Here is a 16,838-nt window from a genome sequence, read left to right as displayed (position 1 = left end):
TGTTTCTAGCCTTGGCCTGTCAGTCCCGCGTCTGCCGCGCGACCCCCGGTACTCCTGAGCACCAGTTTCCCATACTCCCCGCCGCCCCTGCGCGCCCCTTTGGGCCTCGGCAGGCGATGCACGCTCACCTTGCCCGGCAGCTGCACGGGACCCGCACTTCCCTGTCGTTTCAGGAGTGCGACGGCGGCCTGGAGCCTCTCATAGCTCGGCGAGCCGCCCAGCGCGGTCACCGCGAGTGCGACGACTCTCACACGCAGCGCCTCCGGAAGGTCGCGGAGCCTCTGCTCGGGAAGCTCGATGACGCCGTCCTCACGGGTCACTGCCAGTGCGGCGAAGTGCCGTTCGGCCTCGGCGTCCAGGATGGCGGCGTCGGCCGCGAGGATGTGGGCCGAGCGGTGCAGCGACTCCGAGACGCCGGGTCCGAGCTGCTGCTCCAGGAATGGCAGCACCACGGTCCGCACCCGGGACCGGGCGAAGGCGGGATCGGCGTTGCTCGGGTCCTGCCAGGGTTCCAGCCCCTCCACTGCACACACGGCTTCCGTGTCCTCACGGCGCAGGTCCAGGAACGGTCTCAGGTAGCTCCCGCCGGAGAAGTCCCGTCGGCGGGGGATGCCGGCCAGCGCTCGGGTGCCGGACCCGCGGGCGAGGGCGAGGAGAACCTGTTCGGCCTGGTCGTCCAGGGTGTGCCCGAGCAGAACCACGTCGGCGCCGGCGTCACGGGCGGCCGCCTCCAGGGCCGCGTGCCGCACGATCCGGGCGGACGCCTCCGGACCGTCGCCCGTGTCGGGGACCGTCACGGTGACCACCCGGACGGGGTCCAGCCCGAGTTCCCGAGCCTGCTCCGCGGCTCGTCGGGCGACCTCGGCGGACCCTTCCTGCAGCTGATGATCCACCACGACAGCACCGGCCTCGAACATGCCACCTCGGGCATAGAACGCGACGCTGGCGGCCAGCGCCAGGGAGTCGGGGCCGCCGCTGAGGGCGACGAGCACCCGCAGTGGCCCGTCGCCCGAAGCGTTCACGGCCTGCCGACCGCGGGCCATATTCCTCGGCAGGTATCCTTCATCCTCCAGCGCCTGACGCAGGTGCAGCCGGGCCGTGCCCAGGACCGGGGCGAGCCGCCCCTTGCTGCGGCGTCCGCGGGGCCGGGCGGCGGGGTCGGGTGCGGGCCCTGCGGCGTCCACGGAGCCGCGCACGGCGAGCGTGACGTCGTCCGCGAAAGCCGGCGGGAGCTCCGCCTCAGACACCGCCGGCGAGCCCCATGCGCACGAGCCAGGTGTCGGCGTCGTGGATCTCGGCCTCGCTCGGAAGATTCTCGGGGCGCTCCCAGACCTTGTTGAAGCCCTCCATCCCGACGCGGTCCACCACGGCGCGGACGAAGCGCGCGCCGTCCGTGTACTGCCGCATCTTGGCGTCCAGGCCCAGCAGACGCCGGAAGAACTTCTCCACCACGCCGCGGTCCTTGCCGCGCGCGCTGAACCGCTGCCGGATGGTCCGGACACTGGGCACGACGTCGGCGTCGACCGCGTCCATGACCACGTTGGCGTGGCCTTCGAGCAGGCTCATGATGCCGGTGAGGCGCGACATGATCGCCTTCTCCTCCGGGCCCTGCAGCAGATCCGTGATCGAGCCCTTAGGGGCGTCCGGGTCCTGGCGTTCCTCCTTCAGGGACACCACGGCGCGGGAGGCCCGTTCGAGGAAGGACCCGGCGTTGTCCACCAGGGATCCGCTCAGCTGCCCGATCTGCTCCATCATGAAGCCGGCAAGCCATGGCGCCGCGGCGAACTGCACCCGATGGGTCTGTTCGTGCAGGCAGACCCAGAGACGGAAGTCGTCCGGGTCCACGCCGAGCTGCCGCTCGATCTCCACGATATTCGGCGCGACCAGGAGAAGACGTCCGGCCTGGCCCTCGCCCTGGTTCAAGTGAGCAGAGAAGGGTTCGTACTGTCCGAGGACCTTGCTGGAGAGGAAGGCCAGCACCGAGCCCATCTGCGCCCCGGTGATCGCCCCGCCCACTTTGGCGCCGCCGGGGGTCATGTCCTTGGCCAGGCGTTCCCGGAAGGCGTGGAGGGCGGGCGTCATCATGGCCGCGAAGCCCTGGGTGTTCGCCTTCGCCCAGCCGGCCCGGTCCACCACGAGAACCTGGGAGTCCCGCAGGTCACGGGCCGCTTCGAGTCCGGTGATCCGGTGCACATGCTCCACCGAGGCGTCAGCCTTGGCCCGGATGTCCTGCACCGCGGCCGCGATCTCTGCCGGGCGCAATCGGGGTCCCGCCGGGGCGAGCCGCGCCGCGGTGGCCGCGGCCAGATTCCAGTCGATGAGTGCTGGTGTGGACTGAGAGCTCATGTCACCATCCTGCCCTACCGGGCTGACAGTTCACCGGGCTTCCGGTCCGGATGCCGGTGGAGCGCCTCAGCGGCAGCCGCAGCCGGCGAGCACCGTCGCCGAATCGTCGAGGGCGGCCTTGTTGCCCGCCGCGCCCGGTGTGAGGCCGTTCCCGATGAAGGAGAAGACGAGGAGCCGCCCGTCGGCGTCCACCACATAGCCGGAGAGGCTCAGCACGGTGTTGAGCGTGCCGGTCTTCGCCCGGACCAGGCCCGCGCCTCCCCTGCTGGAGGCGTCCCCATAGCGCGCGTTGAGGGTTCCGCTGAGCCCCGCCACCGGGAACCCGTCGAGCGCGGAGCGCAGGGCGGCGTTGGACCCGGTGGTCATGAGCCGGATCAGCGCCGCGAACTGGGCGGGGCTCACCCGGTTGGCGGCCGAAAGCCCGCTCAGGTCCGCGATCACCATGCCTCGCGTGTCCAGTCCGAGCTGATCGAGTTCGCTCCGGACGGCCGCGATGGCGCCGGCGTAGCTCCCGGGCCGGCCGGACTTCACCGCGACCATCCGCCCCAGGACGTCGGTCAGGAAGTTGTCCGAATGCTGGAGCATCCAGGACACCTGTTCGGCGACCGTGGCGGATTCCACGCCGGCCAGGACCTCGCCCGACCCGGCCTTGCCGCCGGCCACGAAGGTGAGAGGGCTCCCGCCGGTCGCGCCCGCCGTGGTGAGCGCGGCCAGGAACGACTTGACCACGGTGGCGGTCTGATCCTGCGGGCGCGGTCCCGTGAGCACATCGGGGTCCGTGCGCGCGGAGTTCAGCGCCATCGGTGCGACCGGAGCGGTCTCCCCCGCCTCGACGTCGCCCGGGTCCACGGCAGGGTTGAGCGCCGGCCCGCTGAACAGCCCGGCGTCGCCGGCCACCGTCACCTTGCCCTTCACCCCGGCCGCCCGTAGCTGCGCGACCGTGCGGGTGGCGAGGGTCGCCAGTCCGGCGTGACCCATGATCTCGTCCGGCTGGGAGGCGCCCGCGGTGAGCAGCACGTCTCCCCCGCCCCGGATCGTCAGGGAGGACGGACCCGTGCGGATGACCTCGGTGGTGAAGCGGCTGTCCGGACCGAGGGCCTGGAGCGCCGCCGCGGCGGTCAGGAGTTTCATATTGGATGCCGGGGTGCGCGCCTCGTCCGCGGCGCGCGAATACAGCACCGTCCCCGTCTCCGCGTCCAGGACCTGGGCGGAGAAGCCCCCCGCGCCGTCGGGCACCAGGGTCTTGGCGAGCTGGGTGGACAGCGCGGACGACGACGGCTGCGGCGCCCCCGGGCGCAAGGCGCCACTCTGCGGGGCCGGGGTGGAGGGCGGCAGCTGCCAGGGCGGGGTGCTGACCGCAGGCCCCGGCACGGCCGGGAACGAGGCGCCGGACCAGTGGAACCCGAGGGGGACGATCAGGGCCAGCAGCACCAGGACCAGGAGTGCCGAACCCGCGGCGCGCGCCACCCTGCTCATGTGCGTGAATCCCCTGTCACCGTCCCGGCCCGGCGGCGTCATGGGCCTGCTGCGGGCTGCCCGGCCGGGGAAAATCCCAGGCCGTGGCTATATCCTCAATAGTAGTCGGCGGCAGGGTCACCAGCCTGCCGCTCAGTACCTCACGCCGCGAGGCGGCACGACAAGCTACGGAGTTCCCATGAAGCACGACGTCACGATCGAGATCCCGCGCGGCTCCCGCGTCAAGTACGAAGTGGACCACGAGACCGGCCGCGTCCGCCTGGACCGCGTCCTCTTCACCTCGATGCAGTACCCCACCCACTACGGTTTCTTCGACGACACCCTCGGTGAGGACGGCGACCCGCTGGACGCCCTCGTGTTCTACCCGGATGTGGACCTGTTCCCCGGCATCGTCATGGAAGCCCGCCCGATCGCCATCTTCAACATGGAGGACGAGGCCGGCGGCGACGCCAAGGTCGTCTGCGTGCCGGCCGACAAGCGCTTCGACCACCTGCAGGAGATCGGCGATCTGGACGAGTTCCTGATCAAGGAGATCGAGCACTTCTTCACCCGTTACAAGGACCTCGAGCCAGGCAAGTGGGTCAAGGCCGCCGGCTGGTCGGACCGCGCCGCCGCCGAGGCCGAGCTCCAGGCCTCCATCGAGCGTTTCCAGGCCCAGGGCCACTGATCCCCGCCGGGGCACGCCCCGGCTGCACGACGACGGCGACCCGCCGCGCGACTGTCACCGACGGTCCGCGGCGGGTCGCGGTCGTTTGTCCACATGGGCACCCCTCCCCATCGCGACGGAAAGTGACCGCGCCTAGGATGAATCTCGTCAATTCGTCCCACGGAGGGAAACAGTCACGTGGCAGGTTTCTACGGCGCCGACCCGGCCCAGCTGCGGGCACTCGCCCAGAGTTTCAAACGGGGATCAACCGCCCTCCAGTTCCAGGGCAAGCAGCTCAACGAATCCATCATGTCCACCCAGGCGTGGAAGGGACCGGACGCGGAGAGCTTCCGCGCCGAGTGGAACTCCCAGCACCGGCAGAGCCTCCTCGCGGCCAGCCGGCACCTGGAGACTTCTTCCAAGGTTCTCCTGGAGAACGCGAAGGAACAGGAGACCGCCAGCGACGCCGCCACGGGATCCGCGGGCAGCGGCCCCGGTGGCAACACCCTCCTGCAGAACTTCGTCGAGATGGGCGGCATCCTCTCGGGTGGCATCAGCCTCGGACTGAAGATCAAGGACCTGGTGACTGTCTTCAAGAATTCCGGGGCGTTCCTCTCCACCAAGAAGATCCTGGACTTCGCAGCGGGCAAATTCTCCTGGGCGGACGACTTCCTCAACCCGGCCGCGCCCACCGGGATGTTGGCCAAATTCGGCAAGGCCGGTGAACTCTTCGGCAAGTTCGGGCGCTTCCTCGGCCCGGCTCTGGCCCCGCTGTCCATCTACGGCGGAATCAAGGACATGATCTCCCCCGAACACGGAGGCTGGCGAGGCTGGGGTGACCGCGTCTCCGGCGGCCTCTCAGTGGTGGCGGGCGGCGGAACCCTGCTCATGGCGGCAGGTCTCCTGACCAATCCGGTCGGCATCGGCATCGTGGTGGGTGCCGGTGTGGTCGCCGGAGCCTGGGCGCTGGGCAATATGATTGCTGACAGCGAATGGGGTAAGGCCGCAGGCCATTGGATCGCGGACCGCGCGGGAGACGTGTGGAACGGAACCAAGAATCTGGCTTCCAGTGCCTGGAACGGCGCGAAGGATGTCGCCTCAGGAGCCGTTGAAGGTGCCAAGAAGTTCTTCTCGAACCCCGTCAAATCCCTTGGAGGTCTCTTCGGATGAGCACGCAGCCCGGTCCCGAATCGTCTGGAATCACGCTGAGCGACCGCGATATCGCGGCAGCGCAGGAACTGCTGGGCCGCGCGTCCTCGGAGCCGCCTCTCCCGATCCTGACCGACGAGGAGATCGTGGCCCTCGACGGCCTCGACCACCCTCAGGCCGTCGCCCTGCCGTGGCTGTCCGCCCATGAGGATCAGCGGGAGCTGGTCTGCAACGTGGCGCTGCGGACCCTGCTCAGCAAGGGGTACGTGGTCCCCGTGGCGGACACGCCCGGGGAGGCCCCGAACCGTATCGGCGCCGATCTCGACTTGACCGGCGTGATGACCCTGCGGAGGAGCGGTCAGAAGATCGTGGTGGCCGAGCTGACGAAAGCGGGCGACGAGAAGACCTGGCTGTACAGCTACCTGCACGGCGAGTACGCGCTGCAGGAGCTTGTGGATCCGGAAGGCAGCCACGCTTTCGCTTTCCAGAAGGTGGACCGGCTCCCTCAGTCGATCCTGGAACTCGCGGACGCGGCCGGCATCCAGGGCAGGGACACCGAGCCCGAACTGCTGGACGAGGAGGGCTTCACGGCGCGGGCCACTGCTGAGCTGGGCGATGTGCGCGGCGTGACCACGGTGGTGGTCATCGACCCCGTGAGCGACGATCCCGGGAACCTCACCATCTACACAGGATCCCAGACGCTCCATGCCCTGACCGCCGTGGAGAACGACGGACGGCCCGGCTTCAGCTTCGGCGAGGCCTCCGTCGGAACGCTGCAGGAACGCCTGCGAGAGCTCATCGGATCGGCAGGCTGAGCGTGGCCGTCAAGGAACGCGACATCCTGACGCTGTCCGACAGCACACGCGTGGTGGACTCCGGCCTCGGCCGGGCAGCCGCCACGCTCGCAGTCGACTACCTGATCACCCTCTCCGCACTGGCCTCGGCGTTCGCGGTCATGTACCGGCGAGATCCTTCCGCCATCGGCGCAGCCCTCGGGGTCGCCGTCCTGACCTGGGTCCTGTTCACCGTCGTTTACGGAATGGTCTGCTTCCGTGGCCGCACCGTCGGCTCCCTCGTGGCTGGAACCCGGAACGTCATGGTCCCCAGCGGCCGGATCCCCGGTGCGTGGCGCATGGCGTGGCACTGCCTGAAGGTTTACATCTTCGGCATCATCTTCCTGATCATGGTCATCATGGCGGACGGATCCGGGCTGCCCACCGGGTCCGGCGGCGAACGTCCGAAGGACCGGCTGACCATGATCGATCTTGAAGCCACCCGCCAGCTCACCCGCCGCTGAGCCGCTCATGAACAGTTACGCCGTCTGCTTCCGTGCCTCCCGCCTGGCCCCGGACGCGGCCGACGCGCTCCAGGCCCTCGGAGCCCGGAAGGCCGATGCTTCGCCGTCCTGGTGGCTGACCACCCAGAATGCCGACGACGCCGTGCGCGCGGCACTGCTGGCGCCCCGCCATCCGGGGCTGCTCGCCACCGTCGGGGCTGCTCAGGGCGTGGACGACACCTCGGCCCGCTTCGCCCGTGACCTGGCCACCGGAGCCATGGTGGGGCTCGAGAAGGGGCAGGTCCGGTATGCCGTGGCGGTCGCCGGCGAAGCACCGGACGCGGCCCTGGATGCGGAAGGCGCTCTGCGGCTCGTGGCCCGGATCGTGACCGACCGTTCGGAGGCCGAATGGCGTGTGGTGGACCTGCTCACGCCGGGCGTCCGCGGGCAGTACAAGACCGTCGCCTCAGCCCTCGGGATCAGCACCCAGGCCGTCAGCAAGGCGCTGAGCCGGACGGGGTGGCACGAGGAGTTCCTCGGGCGAGGCCTCGCTGCCCGGCTGCTCCGGGGAGCGGCCAGCGCCGGCGACTGAGGCGGTCCCGGCCCCTACGCGAGGAGGGAACGCAGGACGCGCGCGGCGCCGTCGTCGTCCACGGAGGCGGTGATCTCGTCCGCCACGGCCCGGACCTCTTCGGGGGCCTGGCCCATCGCGACGCCGCGGGCGGCCCAGGTGAGCATCTCGACGTCGTTGCGGCCGTCACCCATGGCGAGCGTGCGCGTGGCATCCCAGCCGAGGGATTCACGGAGCCGTTCGAGGGCGCTGGCCTTGGTGACGCCGGCCGCGGCGATGTCCAGCCACGCCGTCCAGCCGACCGAGTACGTGACGCCGCTCAGGCCGATGCCGGCGATCGCCTCGGTGAAGTCCTCGGACGTGTTCTCGGAGCTGAAGACCACCACGCGGACGGCCTCGGCCTCGAGCATCTCGTGGAAATCGACGGCGGTGGCCTCGACGCCGAAGCTCGCATCCTGGAAGCGCTCGGTGGAGAGGAAACGGCCCTCCGAGTCCTCCAGGGCGTACTTCGCGACGGGCAGGCGCTTGCGGAGCGCGGTGAGGGCCGGGGCGGGGTCGAAGGTCTCGCGGTGGATGACTTCGTACCCATCGGCCAGGGCGGGGTCCAGGCGGAGCGTGACGCCGCCGTTGCAGCACACCACGTAGCCGTCGGAGAGGCCGATGAGCTCGACGATCGGAAGGGTGGCGTTCAGGGAACGGCCGGTCGCGATGATCACCTGGTGACCTGCGGCGACGACGGCCTGAGCGGCTTCGCGGACCCCGGGGGACATATGGCCGTCGTGGTCCACGAGGGTGCCGTCGACGTCCAGGGCGATGAGGTGGGCGGTGGGATTCTGCTGCTGATCTTCGATGTCAGCGACTGCATGTTCAGTCAAAATGGTCATGATTCAGTGAAGCACTCCGCGGCGCGCCGGGCCAGGAGCCAGGTCACAGCGGGGCGTGAATTCAGCGTGAACAGCCGGGCGCGGAGGTTAATACTCACAGCCTTGCGCACAGTGTGGATGTTCGCCTGGACGGGCCGCGGCAGGGGCTCGACGTACAGTACAAGTCTGCGGATGTGTGATCTGCGATGGGGGAAGAGGAGCGAGATGGCGGGGAACGAGCCGAAGGGCCGGACAGTGACGAAGGGTGCCGGGGCCGGAGGCGTGGGCGCCAGGGGCGCCGGCGCCAGGGTCAAGGGGTGGCTCTCCAGCGCGATATTCGTCGCGGTCCTCCTGATCGGGCCGACGTTCGCGGTGGCCGGTTTCGTGATGGTGGCCCAGGACGAGGACCTCCTCGCCCACGGGACCCGGACGCCGGGAATCGTGGTGAAGGTGGAGGACGGCCGAAAAGCGAGCAACCGCAAGATCGTCGCGTCCTACTCCGACGACGCCGGCGAACCGCTGACCGTCCGCGCCCTGATCCCCACCGAACTCCATCCTGCCGAAGGCGACCCGGTGACCGTGGTCCACGAGCCCGGCAACCCGTCCCACGCCGTCGTGGAGGGGTACGAGACCTGGGGGATCTTCTTCCGGGGTGTGGGTCTGTTCGTGACGTTCCTGCTGCTGATCCCGGTGATGCTGGTGTTCCTGATGAAGAGGATCCGGCGCCGGCGCAGGCTCCGGCGGGCGAAATCCTGAGGCACCCACTCGGCCCACCCACGGATCGTTGGATTACCCACGGAAATTTCCGTAGGTCAACCACGTTGGCGGGGGTGTTTGTCCACATCCGGCCGAGGTCCCGTCCATGACCTCGAGGAGCGGCGGATCGTGGAGGAATGAAGTTCCCTGCGGCTCATTTCGTGACCTCCCCCTCCGGCCTCCGGTCCGGCCCGACGCCCTGGCGACTCCACCACGAGTTCCGCCGGGGACACCTCGTCCGCTTACGCAGGGGCGTCTATCTGCCCACGTCCGAGTGGCTTGCCGGCACCGCATGGGACCGTTACGCCCTGACGGTCGCGTCGCTGGCGGTGGAAGGCCGTTCACCGGTGTTCTGCCGCGAGACGGGCCTGGCGCTCCGGGGCATCGGGCTGCGCCACGTCCCCCTGACGGTCGACCACCTGACCCCGCTTCCCCAGAAGGCGGGGCGGCGTCCGCCGCCGGAGCTGTACGGAAACCGCCGGTCAGCGGCTGAGGTGTGGGCCGGCGTCGCACGGGAGGGCCATCCGCCGGGCCCGCTCCCGCCCGGATTCCAGGACGCGCTCAGGCTGGGCGCCATCGACGGAAGCCCCCGGCTGCGGGTTCCGATCCTCGGTCTCGACCTCCGAGTCCAGGCACTCGATGAGTTGCTCTTCGACACCGTTCACCGGCTGGCCTTCGACGACGCCGTGGTGGTCCTGGATCAGGTGCTGTCGGGACGCGGGTCAGCCGGAGCCACCAGGACACGGGAGGAACTGCAGCGGATCTGCGGGAGACTGCCGTCGAAAGCCGCGCGACGCAGGATGTCGGAGGCGATCGCCCTGGCTGATCCGCGGTCTGAATCAGTCGGAGAATCGTGGAGCAGGGCCCTCATCCACCGGCTCGGCTTCGAGGCGCCCGAACTCCAGCACCGGATCCCGGGACCGCAGGGCGACATCGCGCGAACGGACTTCTTCTGGCCTGGGGCGCGACTCGTGGGCGAATTCGACGGCCTGCTGAAGTATCTGAGATCCCAGGACCTCGGTGGGACGGATCCGGCCAGAGTGGTCGTGGAGGAGAAGCGCCGAGAGGACCGGATCCGGGCGGAGGGCTACGGAGTGGTCCGCTGGGTCTGGGACGATCTGCGGAGGCCCGAGCGGTTCTCGGCCTTGCTGCTCAGAGCCGGTGTTCCGCGACGTGCCCGATGATTCCGGCGGCACCCCCGGAAACGTTGATGACCCACGGAATTTTCCGTGGGTCATCAACAGAACCGGAGGTGAAGCGCGCCCTAGAGGACCGGGAACACCTCGAGGCCGCCCAGGTACGGACGGAGTGCGGCCGGGACCGTGACGGAGCCGTCCGCGTTCTGGTGGTGCTCCAGGATGGCGACGATCCAGCGGGTCGTGGCCAGGGTGCCGTTCAGGGTCGCGACGGCGCGCGTGCCCTTGGGGGTCCCGTCCTCCGCGAACACCCGCTCGCGGATGTTCAGGCGGCGGGCCTGGTAGCCGGTGCAGTTGGAGGTGGAGGTCAGCTCGCGGTAGGCGCCCTGCGTGGGAACCCAGGCCTCACAGTCGAACTTCCGTGCGGCGGAGGAGCCCAGATCACCGGCGGCGGTGTCGATCACGCGGTACGGGAGCTCGCACTTGGCCAGCATCTCCTCTTCCCAGGCCAGCAGGCGCTCGTGCTCGGCCGCCGCCTCCTCCTGGGTCGTGTAGATGAACATCTCCACCTTGTTGAACTGGTGGACGCGGATGATGCCGCGGGTGTCCTTACCGTGCGAACCGGCCTCGCGGCGGTAGCAGGAGCTCTGCCCCGCGTAGCGGATGGGACCGTCGGACAGGTCCAGGATCTCGTCGCCGTGGTAGCCGGCCAGGGCCACCTCGGAGGTGCCCACCAGGTAGAGGTCGTCCTCCGCCAAGCGGTAGATCTCGGCGTCGTGCTTCACATCGAAGCCGGTCCCCTGCATGGTCTCCGGACGCACGAGCGTGGGGGTGATCATCGGGACGAAGCCGTTGGCGATCGCCTGGTCCATGGCCATCTGCAGCAGCGCCATCTCCAGGCGGGCGCCCACACCCCGGAGGAAGTAGAAGCGCGAACCGGAGACCTTGGCGCCGCGCTCCATGTCGATGGCGCCGATCAGCTCGCCGATCTCCAGGTGGTCGCGCGGTTCGAAATCGGTGAATTCGCGGGGCTCGCCGACGGTCTTCACGACCACGTAGTCGTCCTCGCCGCCCTCCGGAACGCCGTCCAGCACGAGGTTGGGGATCACGCGGAGCAGCTCGTCCTGCGTGGTCTGAGCCGTGTCGGCCTCGGCTGCCGCGGCCTTGACATTGGCCGCCAGCTCCTTGACCTCGGCCAGGAGCGCCTGCTTCTCCTCGCCCTTCGCCTGGGCGACCCGCTTGCCGAACGCGTTCTGCTCGGCGCGGAGGTTTTCGTACCGGGTCAGGGCGGACCGACGTGTGGCATCCGCGGCGACCAGCTGGTCCACCAGAGACTCGTCCGCACCACGCGCACGCTGGCTGGCCCGGAACTTCTCAGGATTCTCAATGAGTTCTTTAACGTCGATCACGGTCCAAGGGTATCGAATAGGGCTCAGTCCCTGCTAAGTGGCGGGATCGAGGGGGCCGGGGCTGCTCGCAGGTACCGCTTCCTGCTACCCCTTTCCTCGCTTCGCTCGGACGGGGCCCCTCGCAGGTACGCTTAGGAGCATTATGGGGAAGACTGGTCAGTACGTTCTCTTCGCGGGTGGCGCTGCTGCGTTCACGGCGTCCGCCGTGGCCGGCTGGTGGGGCGCCCGGCGCCTCAAAGCGATCCATCGCCGCAGCGCGGTGGCCGGCCCCGTGAGCGCGCCGATCAGCGGTCCGCAGCGGATCGCCGTCGTGATCAATCCGGTGAAGAACAACGCCGCAGGCGCCCGCGAACAGATCCGTCACGCCATCCAGACCGCGGGCTGGCCCGAGCCCGTCTTCTTCGAGACCACCGTCGAGGACCCCGGTTACGGTCAGGCGCGGACCGCCCTCGATGAGGGGTACGACGTCGTGCTCGCGGCGGGCGGCGACGGCACCGTTCGCGCGGTCGCCGAAGTCCTGGCCGGCAGCGGCGTGCCGCTCGGGCTCATCCCGCTCGGCACCGGGAATCTCCTGGCCCGGAACCTCCAGATGAACGTCACCGATCTCCGCGGCTGCGTCGGCGCGGCGCTCTTCGGCTGGGAACGGCGGATCGACACCGCGACGGCGGAACTCCAGAACGCGGTGGACGGCACCGTCACGCGGCACGGCTTCCTGGTGATGGCCGGGATCGGCATGGACGCCGAGGTGCTCGTCGACACCCGGGACGACCTCAAGAAGACCATCGGCTGGATGGCCTACACCGCCGCGGGCCTGCGGCATCTGAGCGGACGCCGCAAGGCGGTCACGATCAGCCTTGACGGCGCGCACCCTCAGAAGCGCAAGATCCGCAGCATCCTCTTCGCCAATTGCGGTCAGATGCCGGGCGGTCTGGACTTCCTGCCGGACGCCATGGTCGACGACGGCCTGCTCGACGCCGTCGTGATCAGCCCACGCAGCGTGGCCGGCTGGATCCTCATGTACCTGAAGGTGCTGTTCAAGCACAACGGCGTCCTGCCGATCATGCGCTCCTACGCCGTGAACCGGATGACGGTGTGGAGTCCGGAGCCGATGGAGACGCAGCTCGACGGCGATCCGTCGGGGCCCGCCACCCGGATCAGCGTGGAGATCTGGCCGCAGTCCCTGTCCGTCCGGGTGCGACCGGAGCAGTGAGGTCCGCGGGGTGACGTCTTCGGGCCGACAATCGCGGGGTGACCCGGGAGGCTACTTGGCCTCGCCGGACTCCTCGTCAGCCTGCTGCTGAGCGCGGCGGAGGGCCTCATCCTGATGATGGTGCTCCGACTGCTCCTTGATCATCGCCTGTTCCTCGGCGAAGCGCAGGCGGTCGGCGCGATCCGCCTCGTCGCCGTCCCAGTCCTGGTTGTCGCTGTCGGGCACGGGGTTGACGATCATCCCCTGGCCATCGTTCTCGCTCATGGTGCCTCCCTGACTCTGTTCGGGCGCAAACCGGCGTGCCTGGTGAGGCCCGCCTTTTCCGCCGGAACGCTGAGACCCGGCGCGCACTGGAAATGTTCAGGTAAGCATACGCGCCCGGGCATCCGTCAGATAGAGGCACGCCGTCGGGGCGGCCGGGACGACAATCGGCCGGCGATCGACCAGGCCAGACTTACCCCGCCGGGCCGTCCTCCAGGATCCCGGCCACCCACTGATCCGCGGCGGCGAAGGCGGCGTCCGAATTGTGCGGCGCGACCACGGGCGACTGCGCATCGGCGCGGGCGTACGAGCCGAGGAAGCGCGTGGCGGGGCTGATGCGGTGCAGGCCCGCGAGCGCCTGCTGGACCCGCGCCTCGTGGGCGTGGCCGTCGGCGTCGATGCTGAAGAAGTAGTGGCCCAGGTACTGGCCGGTGGGGCGCGATTCGATCCGGCTCAGGTTCACGCCCCGGCTGGCGAACTGTTCCAGGATCTCCATGAGCGCGCCCGGGTGGTCCTCGGGCAGCGGCACCACGAGCGTGGTCTTGTCCGCCCCGGTCGGGCGCGGCATCGAACCGGGCCGCGACACGAGGATGAAGCGGGTGACGGCGTCCGGGTTGTCGCCGATGTTCTCCGCGAGCACCTCGAGCTCCGGGTGGCTGCGCGCCACGATCGGCGCGCAGACGGCGGCCTGGTGCTGCGGGTCCTTCTCCAGAAGCGCGACGGCGGCGGCCGCCGTCGACGGTGCGGTCAGGTACTCCACGCCGGGACGGTGCTCGTCGAACCATTCGCGGGTCTGCGCCCAGGCATGGCCGTGGGTGGAGACGACGCGGATGTCCTCGAGCGCGGTCCCCTTCAGCGCGACCAGCTGGAAGTTCACCGGCACCAGCACCTCGCGGATGATCCGGAGCTCGCTGCCCGTGGCGATGGCGTCCAGCGTCGCGGGAACGCCACCCTCCACCGAGTTCTCGATGGGGATCATCGCGGCGTCGGCCTCGCCCAGACGCACCTTTTCGAGCGCTATCTTGGCGTTGCTGACGGGGATGCGGATCGCCTCGGAAGCGCCGGGCACTTGGAGGAGCGCGGCCTCGGTGAAGGTGCCTTCCGGGCCCAGGTAGGTGAAGCGGGGCGTTGCAGCGCTCATGGGGTGCTCGGTTCTTCCGGTGTTCTGCGGTCGGGGGTTTTACAGGACGCGCGGGGTCTCGGACCCCTCGGCCACCATGGGGCGGCCGGCCTCAAACCACTCGTCCATGCCACCCGCCACGTTGATGGCTGAGTAGCCCTGGCCCACGAGCCACTGGCTGGCCTGCCAGGAGCGTCCACCGGTGCGGCAGATGATGTAGAGGTCCTCGTCCGGGTCGAGCTCCTCGAAACGCAGGGGCAAGGTGTTCAGCGGAACGTGCACCGCACCCTCCACATGGCCGGCGTCCCACTCGTAGTCCTCACGGACGTCGACGATGGTGGCGCCTTCCGGAATGTCCTGGACCCGTACGGTCTCAACCTCGCTCACGCTGCGTCTTCTCCTCTGCCTCCGGCCCGGCGAGCAACGCCGGGACAACTGCACCCAGACTATCCTGCGAGCGCTCCTGTGGGACTTCCACATCGCGTCATCCTGGAGTTGTCCACATTCCCACTCCGGGATGATGCCAGGCCTCCGAACCCCAGGTGAGAATGAGAGCGTGGACGCACTTTTCTGGTTCGGGGGCCTCGTGGAAGTCCTCCTCACGCTCATCTTCTTCCTCGTCCAGACCTGGTTCCTGGCGTCGGTCTCCCGGAGGCTTCTCGGCGTGCCTGTGGGCTGGCCGCGTTCGATTCTGGTGGCTTTCGCGTTGACCCTCTTCTTCTCCGCCACGGTCCTGCTGTTCCTGGGCGCCGCCGGCCTGGACAGCCAGGAGAGCGTGAGCCGGGATCCGCTGGCGGCGGTCCTGGTCGCGGGCCTGTCGGCCCTCTGGACGTTCGCCCTGGGGGTGGCGGTCCTGATGGCCTTCGAGATCATGGTCCCCACGGGCACCCTGCCCAACCCCTTCTCCTGGCTGCGGTCCGCCCGGACACACTCCCGGCAGGCCGGCCGGTACACGGAGGTGGTCCGGATCGCCAGCCGTCACGGCCTGGCCCTCGGGTTCCGGGGACTTTCCCGGCACGCACGGGACCGGGAAGAGCGGACCGCGCGGGCCTTACGGCAGACCCTGGAGGAGGCCGGGGTGACCTTCGTGAAGCTGGGTCAGATGCTGTCCACCCGGAGTGACCTGCTGCCGGCCGCCTATATCAGGGAGCTCTCCCGGCTCCAGAGCGAGGTGCAGCCCGAGCCCTGGGACCGCATCCGGCAGGCTCTCGACCGCGAACTCGGCAGGCCCGCCGTGGAGGTGGTCAGCCACGTCGACCACATACCCCTCGCCGCGGCGTCCGTCGCGCAGGTGCACACCGCGACACTCGGCCCCACCGAGCCGGATCACACCAGGCTGGACGTGGTGCTCAAGATTCAGCGGCCCTCGGCGCTGCAGCAAGTGGGCCTGGACATCTCCATCATCGAGCAGCTGGCGCGCTGGCTGGAACGGACGGCCCCGTGGGCCCGGCGGCTGGGCGCCGTGGCGCTCGCCCGCGGCTTTGCCGACTCCTTGACGGAGGAGCTGGATTACCGTGTGGAGGCGGAGAACACGCGGGCACTCGCCCACGCCATCCGTGGGGAGGAACTCCGGGTTCCACGGGTCCACGAGGAGCTCAGCACCGAGCGGCTTCTGGTCATGGAGCGCCTTCATGGGGTCCCCCTGGGCCGGGCCGGCGAACAGCTGGCGGCCCTGAACCCCGCGACGCGGCGGTCCCTGGCACGCACCCTGCTGCGTGCCACCATCAGCCAGCTCACCGTGGACGGGGTCTTCCACGCCGATCTTCACCCCGGGAATGTCCTGCTCTGCGAGGATGGCAGGCTCGCCCTTCTGGATTTCGGGTCGGTCGGACGCCTGGAGAGCGGCAGCCGGCGCGCCCTCGCCTCCCTCCTCTTCGCGATCGACGCCGACGACGAGCGCCTGGCCTGTGACGCCCTGCTCGAACTCCTCGACCCGCCCACCCGGCTGGACGAACGACGCCTGACGCGCGAGCTCGGCCAGCTCATGGTCCGATTCCGCGGAGGCTTCTGCCCCCAGGGCGGCGCGGCGCTGTTCGGCAAGCTCTTCACGCTGGTCCTCGATCACGGGTTCGCCGTCCCGCCCCAGATCGCCGCAGCCTTCCGCGCCCTGGCCGCGCTCGAGGGCACCCTTCGGCTGCTCGATCCCGGCTTCGACGTGATCGCAGAAGCCCGCGAACTCGGTTCGGAACAGCTGGAGCAGGAGTTCACCCCCGAACGGCTCAGGACCGAACTGAGCCGGCAAGCCCTCACGCTCCTGCCCACCCTCGCCCGGCTGCCCCGGCGAGTGGACCGCCTGGCAGACGCCCTGGAGCAGGGAACTCTCACGGCGCGGGTCCGTGTCCTGGCCGACGACGGCGACCGCGGCTTCCTCACGCGACTGTTCCAGCAACTGATCGTGGCGGTGCTCGCTGCCGCGGCGACCATCGGCGCCGTCCTGCTGATCCTGGACGACTCGGGGCCCTCACTCACGGCTTCCCTGTCCTGGCATTCGTTCTTCGGCTTCACCCTGCTCTTCGCCGGGTTCGTGCTGGCTCTCCGTGCTGTGACGCTCGCCTTCCGCGGCTCCGACGGCCCCGGCCCTGCCAACGCCGGAGAACGTGACCGGGGCCACTAAAGATG

Annotated in this window: 17 protein-coding genes; 9 read left to right on the top strand and 8 right to left on the bottom strand. The window is 69.5% G+C overall.

Features of this window, described 5'->3' with window-relative positions:
• Positions 1-5 precede the first annotated feature (5 nt).
• From tilS to dacB, 3 genes are all read right to left on the bottom strand, one after another.
• Positions 6-1,247: a tRNA lysidine(34) synthetase TilS gene (gene tilS / locus AB6732_RS14050; protein WP_370960530.1), complete on the bottom strand. Its 1,242-nt coding sequence runs from the start codon at positions 1,245-1,247 to the stop codon at positions 6-8.
• Positions 1,240-2,346: a zinc-dependent metalloprotease gene (locus AB6732_RS14045; protein WP_370960529.1), complete on the bottom strand. Its 1,107-nt coding sequence runs from the start codon at positions 2,344-2,346 to the stop codon at positions 1,240-1,242. The genes tilS and AB6732_RS14045 overlap by 8 nt, the downstream gene beginning before the upstream one ends.
• A 66-nt stretch (positions 2,347-2,412) precedes the next feature.
• A complete protein-coding gene (gene dacB / locus AB6732_RS14040; RefSeq protein WP_370960528.1) occupies positions 2,413-3,822 on the bottom strand; it encodes a D-alanyl-D-alanine carboxypeptidase/D-alanyl-D-alanine-endopeptidase in 1,410 nt (469 codons plus the stop codon).
• A 178-nt stretch (positions 3,823-4,000) separates the two neighbouring features.
• On the opposite strand from dacB, the gene AB6732_RS14035 reads away from it, so the two are divergent.
• The 5 genes from AB6732_RS14035 (at position 4,001) to AB6732_RS14015 (ending at position 7,485) form a co-directional block, all read left to right on the top strand.
• Positions 4,001-4,489: an inorganic diphosphatase gene (locus AB6732_RS14035; RefSeq protein ID WP_208187406.1), complete on the top strand. Its 489-nt coding sequence runs from the start codon at positions 4,001-4,003 to the stop codon at positions 4,487-4,489.
• A 177-nt stretch (positions 4,490-4,666) separates the two neighbouring features.
• Entirely contained in the window at positions 4,667-5,638 is a 972-nt protein-coding gene (locus AB6732_RS14030) for a WXG100 family type VII secretion target (RefSeq protein ID WP_370960527.1), read from the top strand.
• Positions 5,635-6,432: a hypothetical protein gene (locus AB6732_RS14025; RefSeq protein ID WP_370960526.1), complete on the top strand. Its 798-nt coding sequence runs from the start codon at positions 5,635-5,637 to the stop codon at positions 6,430-6,432. Before AB6732_RS14030 ends, AB6732_RS14025 begins: the two co-directional genes overlap by 4 nt.
• A 2-nt stretch (positions 6,433-6,434) precedes the next feature.
• Complete coding sequence (locus tag AB6732_RS14020) at positions 6,435-6,914, top strand: hypothetical protein (protein ID WP_370960525.1); 480 nt, start codon at positions 6,435-6,437, stop codon at positions 6,912-6,914.
• Positions 6,915-6,921: 7 nt separating this feature from the next.
• On the top strand, positions 6,922-7,485 hold the full coding sequence (locus AB6732_RS14015) for a hypothetical protein (RefSeq protein ID WP_370960524.1): 564 nt from the start codon (positions 6,922-6,924) through the stop codon (positions 7,483-7,485).
• A 14-nt stretch (positions 7,486-7,499) separates the two neighbouring features.
• On the opposite strand, the gene AB6732_RS14010 is transcribed toward AB6732_RS14015, so the two are convergent.
• The gene (locus tag AB6732_RS14010) at positions 7,500-8,348 is read right to left on the bottom strand and encodes an HAD family hydrolase (protein WP_370960523.1); all 849 of its coding nucleotides are present in this window, start codon (positions 8,346-8,348) and stop codon (positions 7,500-7,502) included.
• Positions 8,349-8,552: 204 nt separating this feature from the next.
• On the opposite strand from AB6732_RS14010, the gene AB6732_RS14005 reads away from it, so the two are divergent.
• Both AB6732_RS14005 and AB6732_RS14000 read left to right on the top strand, forming a co-directional pair.
• Positions 8,553-9,083 carry a DUF3592 domain-containing protein gene (locus tag AB6732_RS14005; RefSeq protein WP_370960522.1) on the top strand — a complete coding sequence of 177 codons (531 nt, stop codon included), beginning with the start codon at positions 8,553-8,555 and terminating at the stop codon, positions 9,081-9,083.
• 137 nt (positions 9,084-9,220) lie between these two features.
• Positions 9,221-10,267: a hypothetical protein gene (locus AB6732_RS14000; RefSeq protein WP_370960521.1), complete on the top strand. Its 1,047-nt coding sequence runs from the start codon at positions 9,221-9,223 to the stop codon at positions 10,265-10,267.
• 80 nt (positions 10,268-10,347) lie between these two features.
• Here AB6732_RS14000 and serS read toward each other — a convergent pair whose 3' ends face one another.
• A complete protein-coding gene (serS, locus tag AB6732_RS13995) occupies positions 10,348-11,628 on the bottom strand; it encodes a serine--tRNA ligase (RefSeq protein WP_278267793.1) in 1,281 nt (426 codons plus the stop codon).
• Between the two features lie 142 nt (positions 11,629-11,770).
• Here serS and AB6732_RS13990 point away from each other — a divergent pair, with 142 nt between their 5' ends.
• Complete coding sequence (locus AB6732_RS13990) at positions 11,771-12,838, top strand: diacylglycerol kinase family protein (RefSeq protein WP_370960520.1); 1,068 nt, start codon at positions 11,771-11,773, stop codon at positions 12,836-12,838.
• Positions 12,839-12,889: 51 nt separating this feature from the next.
• On the opposite strand, the gene AB6732_RS13985 is transcribed toward AB6732_RS13990, so the two are convergent.
• From AB6732_RS13985 to AB6732_RS13975, 3 genes are all read right to left on the bottom strand, one after another.
• Positions 12,890-13,102 carry a hypothetical protein gene (locus AB6732_RS13985; RefSeq protein ID WP_370960519.1) on the bottom strand — a complete coding sequence of 71 codons (213 nt, stop codon included), beginning with the start codon at positions 13,100-13,102 and terminating at the stop codon, positions 12,890-12,892.
• A 190-nt stretch (positions 13,103-13,292) separates the two neighbouring features.
• Positions 13,293-14,240 carry a prephenate dehydratase gene (gene pheA / locus AB6732_RS13980; protein WP_370960518.1) on the bottom strand — a complete coding sequence of 316 codons (948 nt, stop codon included), beginning with the start codon at positions 14,238-14,240 and terminating at the stop codon, positions 13,293-13,295.
• Positions 14,241-14,279: 39 nt separating this feature from the next.
• Entirely contained in the window at positions 14,280-14,606 is a 327-nt protein-coding gene (locus AB6732_RS13975; RefSeq protein ID WP_370960517.1) for a rhodanese-like domain-containing protein, read from the bottom strand.
• 169 nt (positions 14,607-14,775) lie between these two features.
• Here AB6732_RS13975 and AB6732_RS13970 point away from each other — a divergent pair, with 169 nt between their 5' ends.
• A complete protein-coding gene (locus tag AB6732_RS13970; protein WP_370960516.1) occupies positions 14,776-16,833 on the top strand; it encodes an ABC1 kinase family protein in 2,058 nt (685 codons plus the stop codon).
• The last annotated feature ends 5 nt before the right edge of the window (positions 16,834-16,838 follow it).

The sequence above is a fragment of the Arthrobacter sp. RCC_34 genome (genome assembly GCF_041360795.1).
In the GTDB taxonomy this organism is placed as follows: domain Bacteria; phylum Actinomycetota; class Actinomycetes; order Actinomycetales; family Micrococcaceae; genus Arthrobacter_E.
The sequence above is the reverse complement of the archived record's forward strand: the minus strand, read 5'-3'. Positions and strand labels throughout refer to the sequence as shown.

Coding starts and splice junctions, on each gene's coding strand:
- dacB (WP_370960528.1), bottom strand. CDS start 3,822: ATGAGCAGGGTGGCGCGCGCCGCGGGTTCGGCACTCCTGGTCCTGGTG.
- AB6732_RS14010 (WP_370960523.1), bottom strand. CDS start 8,348: ATGACCATTTTGACTGAACATGCAGTCGCTGACATCGAAGATCAGCAG.
- AB6732_RS14045 (WP_370960529.1), bottom strand. CDS start 2,346: ATGAGCTCTCAGTCCACACCAGCACTCATCGACTGGAATCTGGCCGCG.
- AB6732_RS14015 (WP_370960524.1), top strand. CDS start 6,922: ATGAACAGTTACGCCGTCTGCTTCCGTGCCTCCCGCCTGGCCCCGGAC.
- pheA (WP_370960518.1), bottom strand. CDS start 14,240: ATGAGCGCTGCAACGCCCCGCTTCACCTACCTGGGCCCGGAAGGCACC.
- AB6732_RS13985 (WP_370960519.1), bottom strand. CDS start 13,102: ATGAGCGAGAACGATGGCCAGGGGATGATCGTCAACCCCGTGCCCGAC.
- AB6732_RS14005 (WP_370960522.1), top strand. CDS start 8,553: ATGGCGGGGAACGAGCCGAAGGGCCGGACAGTGACGAAGGGTGCCGGG.
- AB6732_RS13990 (WP_370960520.1), top strand. CDS start 11,771: ATGGGGAAGACTGGTCAGTACGTTCTCTTCGCGGGTGGCGCTGCTGCG.
- AB6732_RS14000 (WP_370960521.1), top strand. CDS start 9,221: ATGAAGTTCCCTGCGGCTCATTTCGTGACCTCCCCCTCCGGCCTCCGG.
- AB6732_RS14025 (WP_370960526.1), top strand. CDS start 5,635: ATGAGCACGCAGCCCGGTCCCGAATCGTCTGGAATCACGCTGAGCGAC.
- AB6732_RS14035 (WP_208187406.1), top strand. CDS start 4,001: ATGAAGCACGACGTCACGATCGAGATCCCGCGCGGCTCCCGCGTCAAG.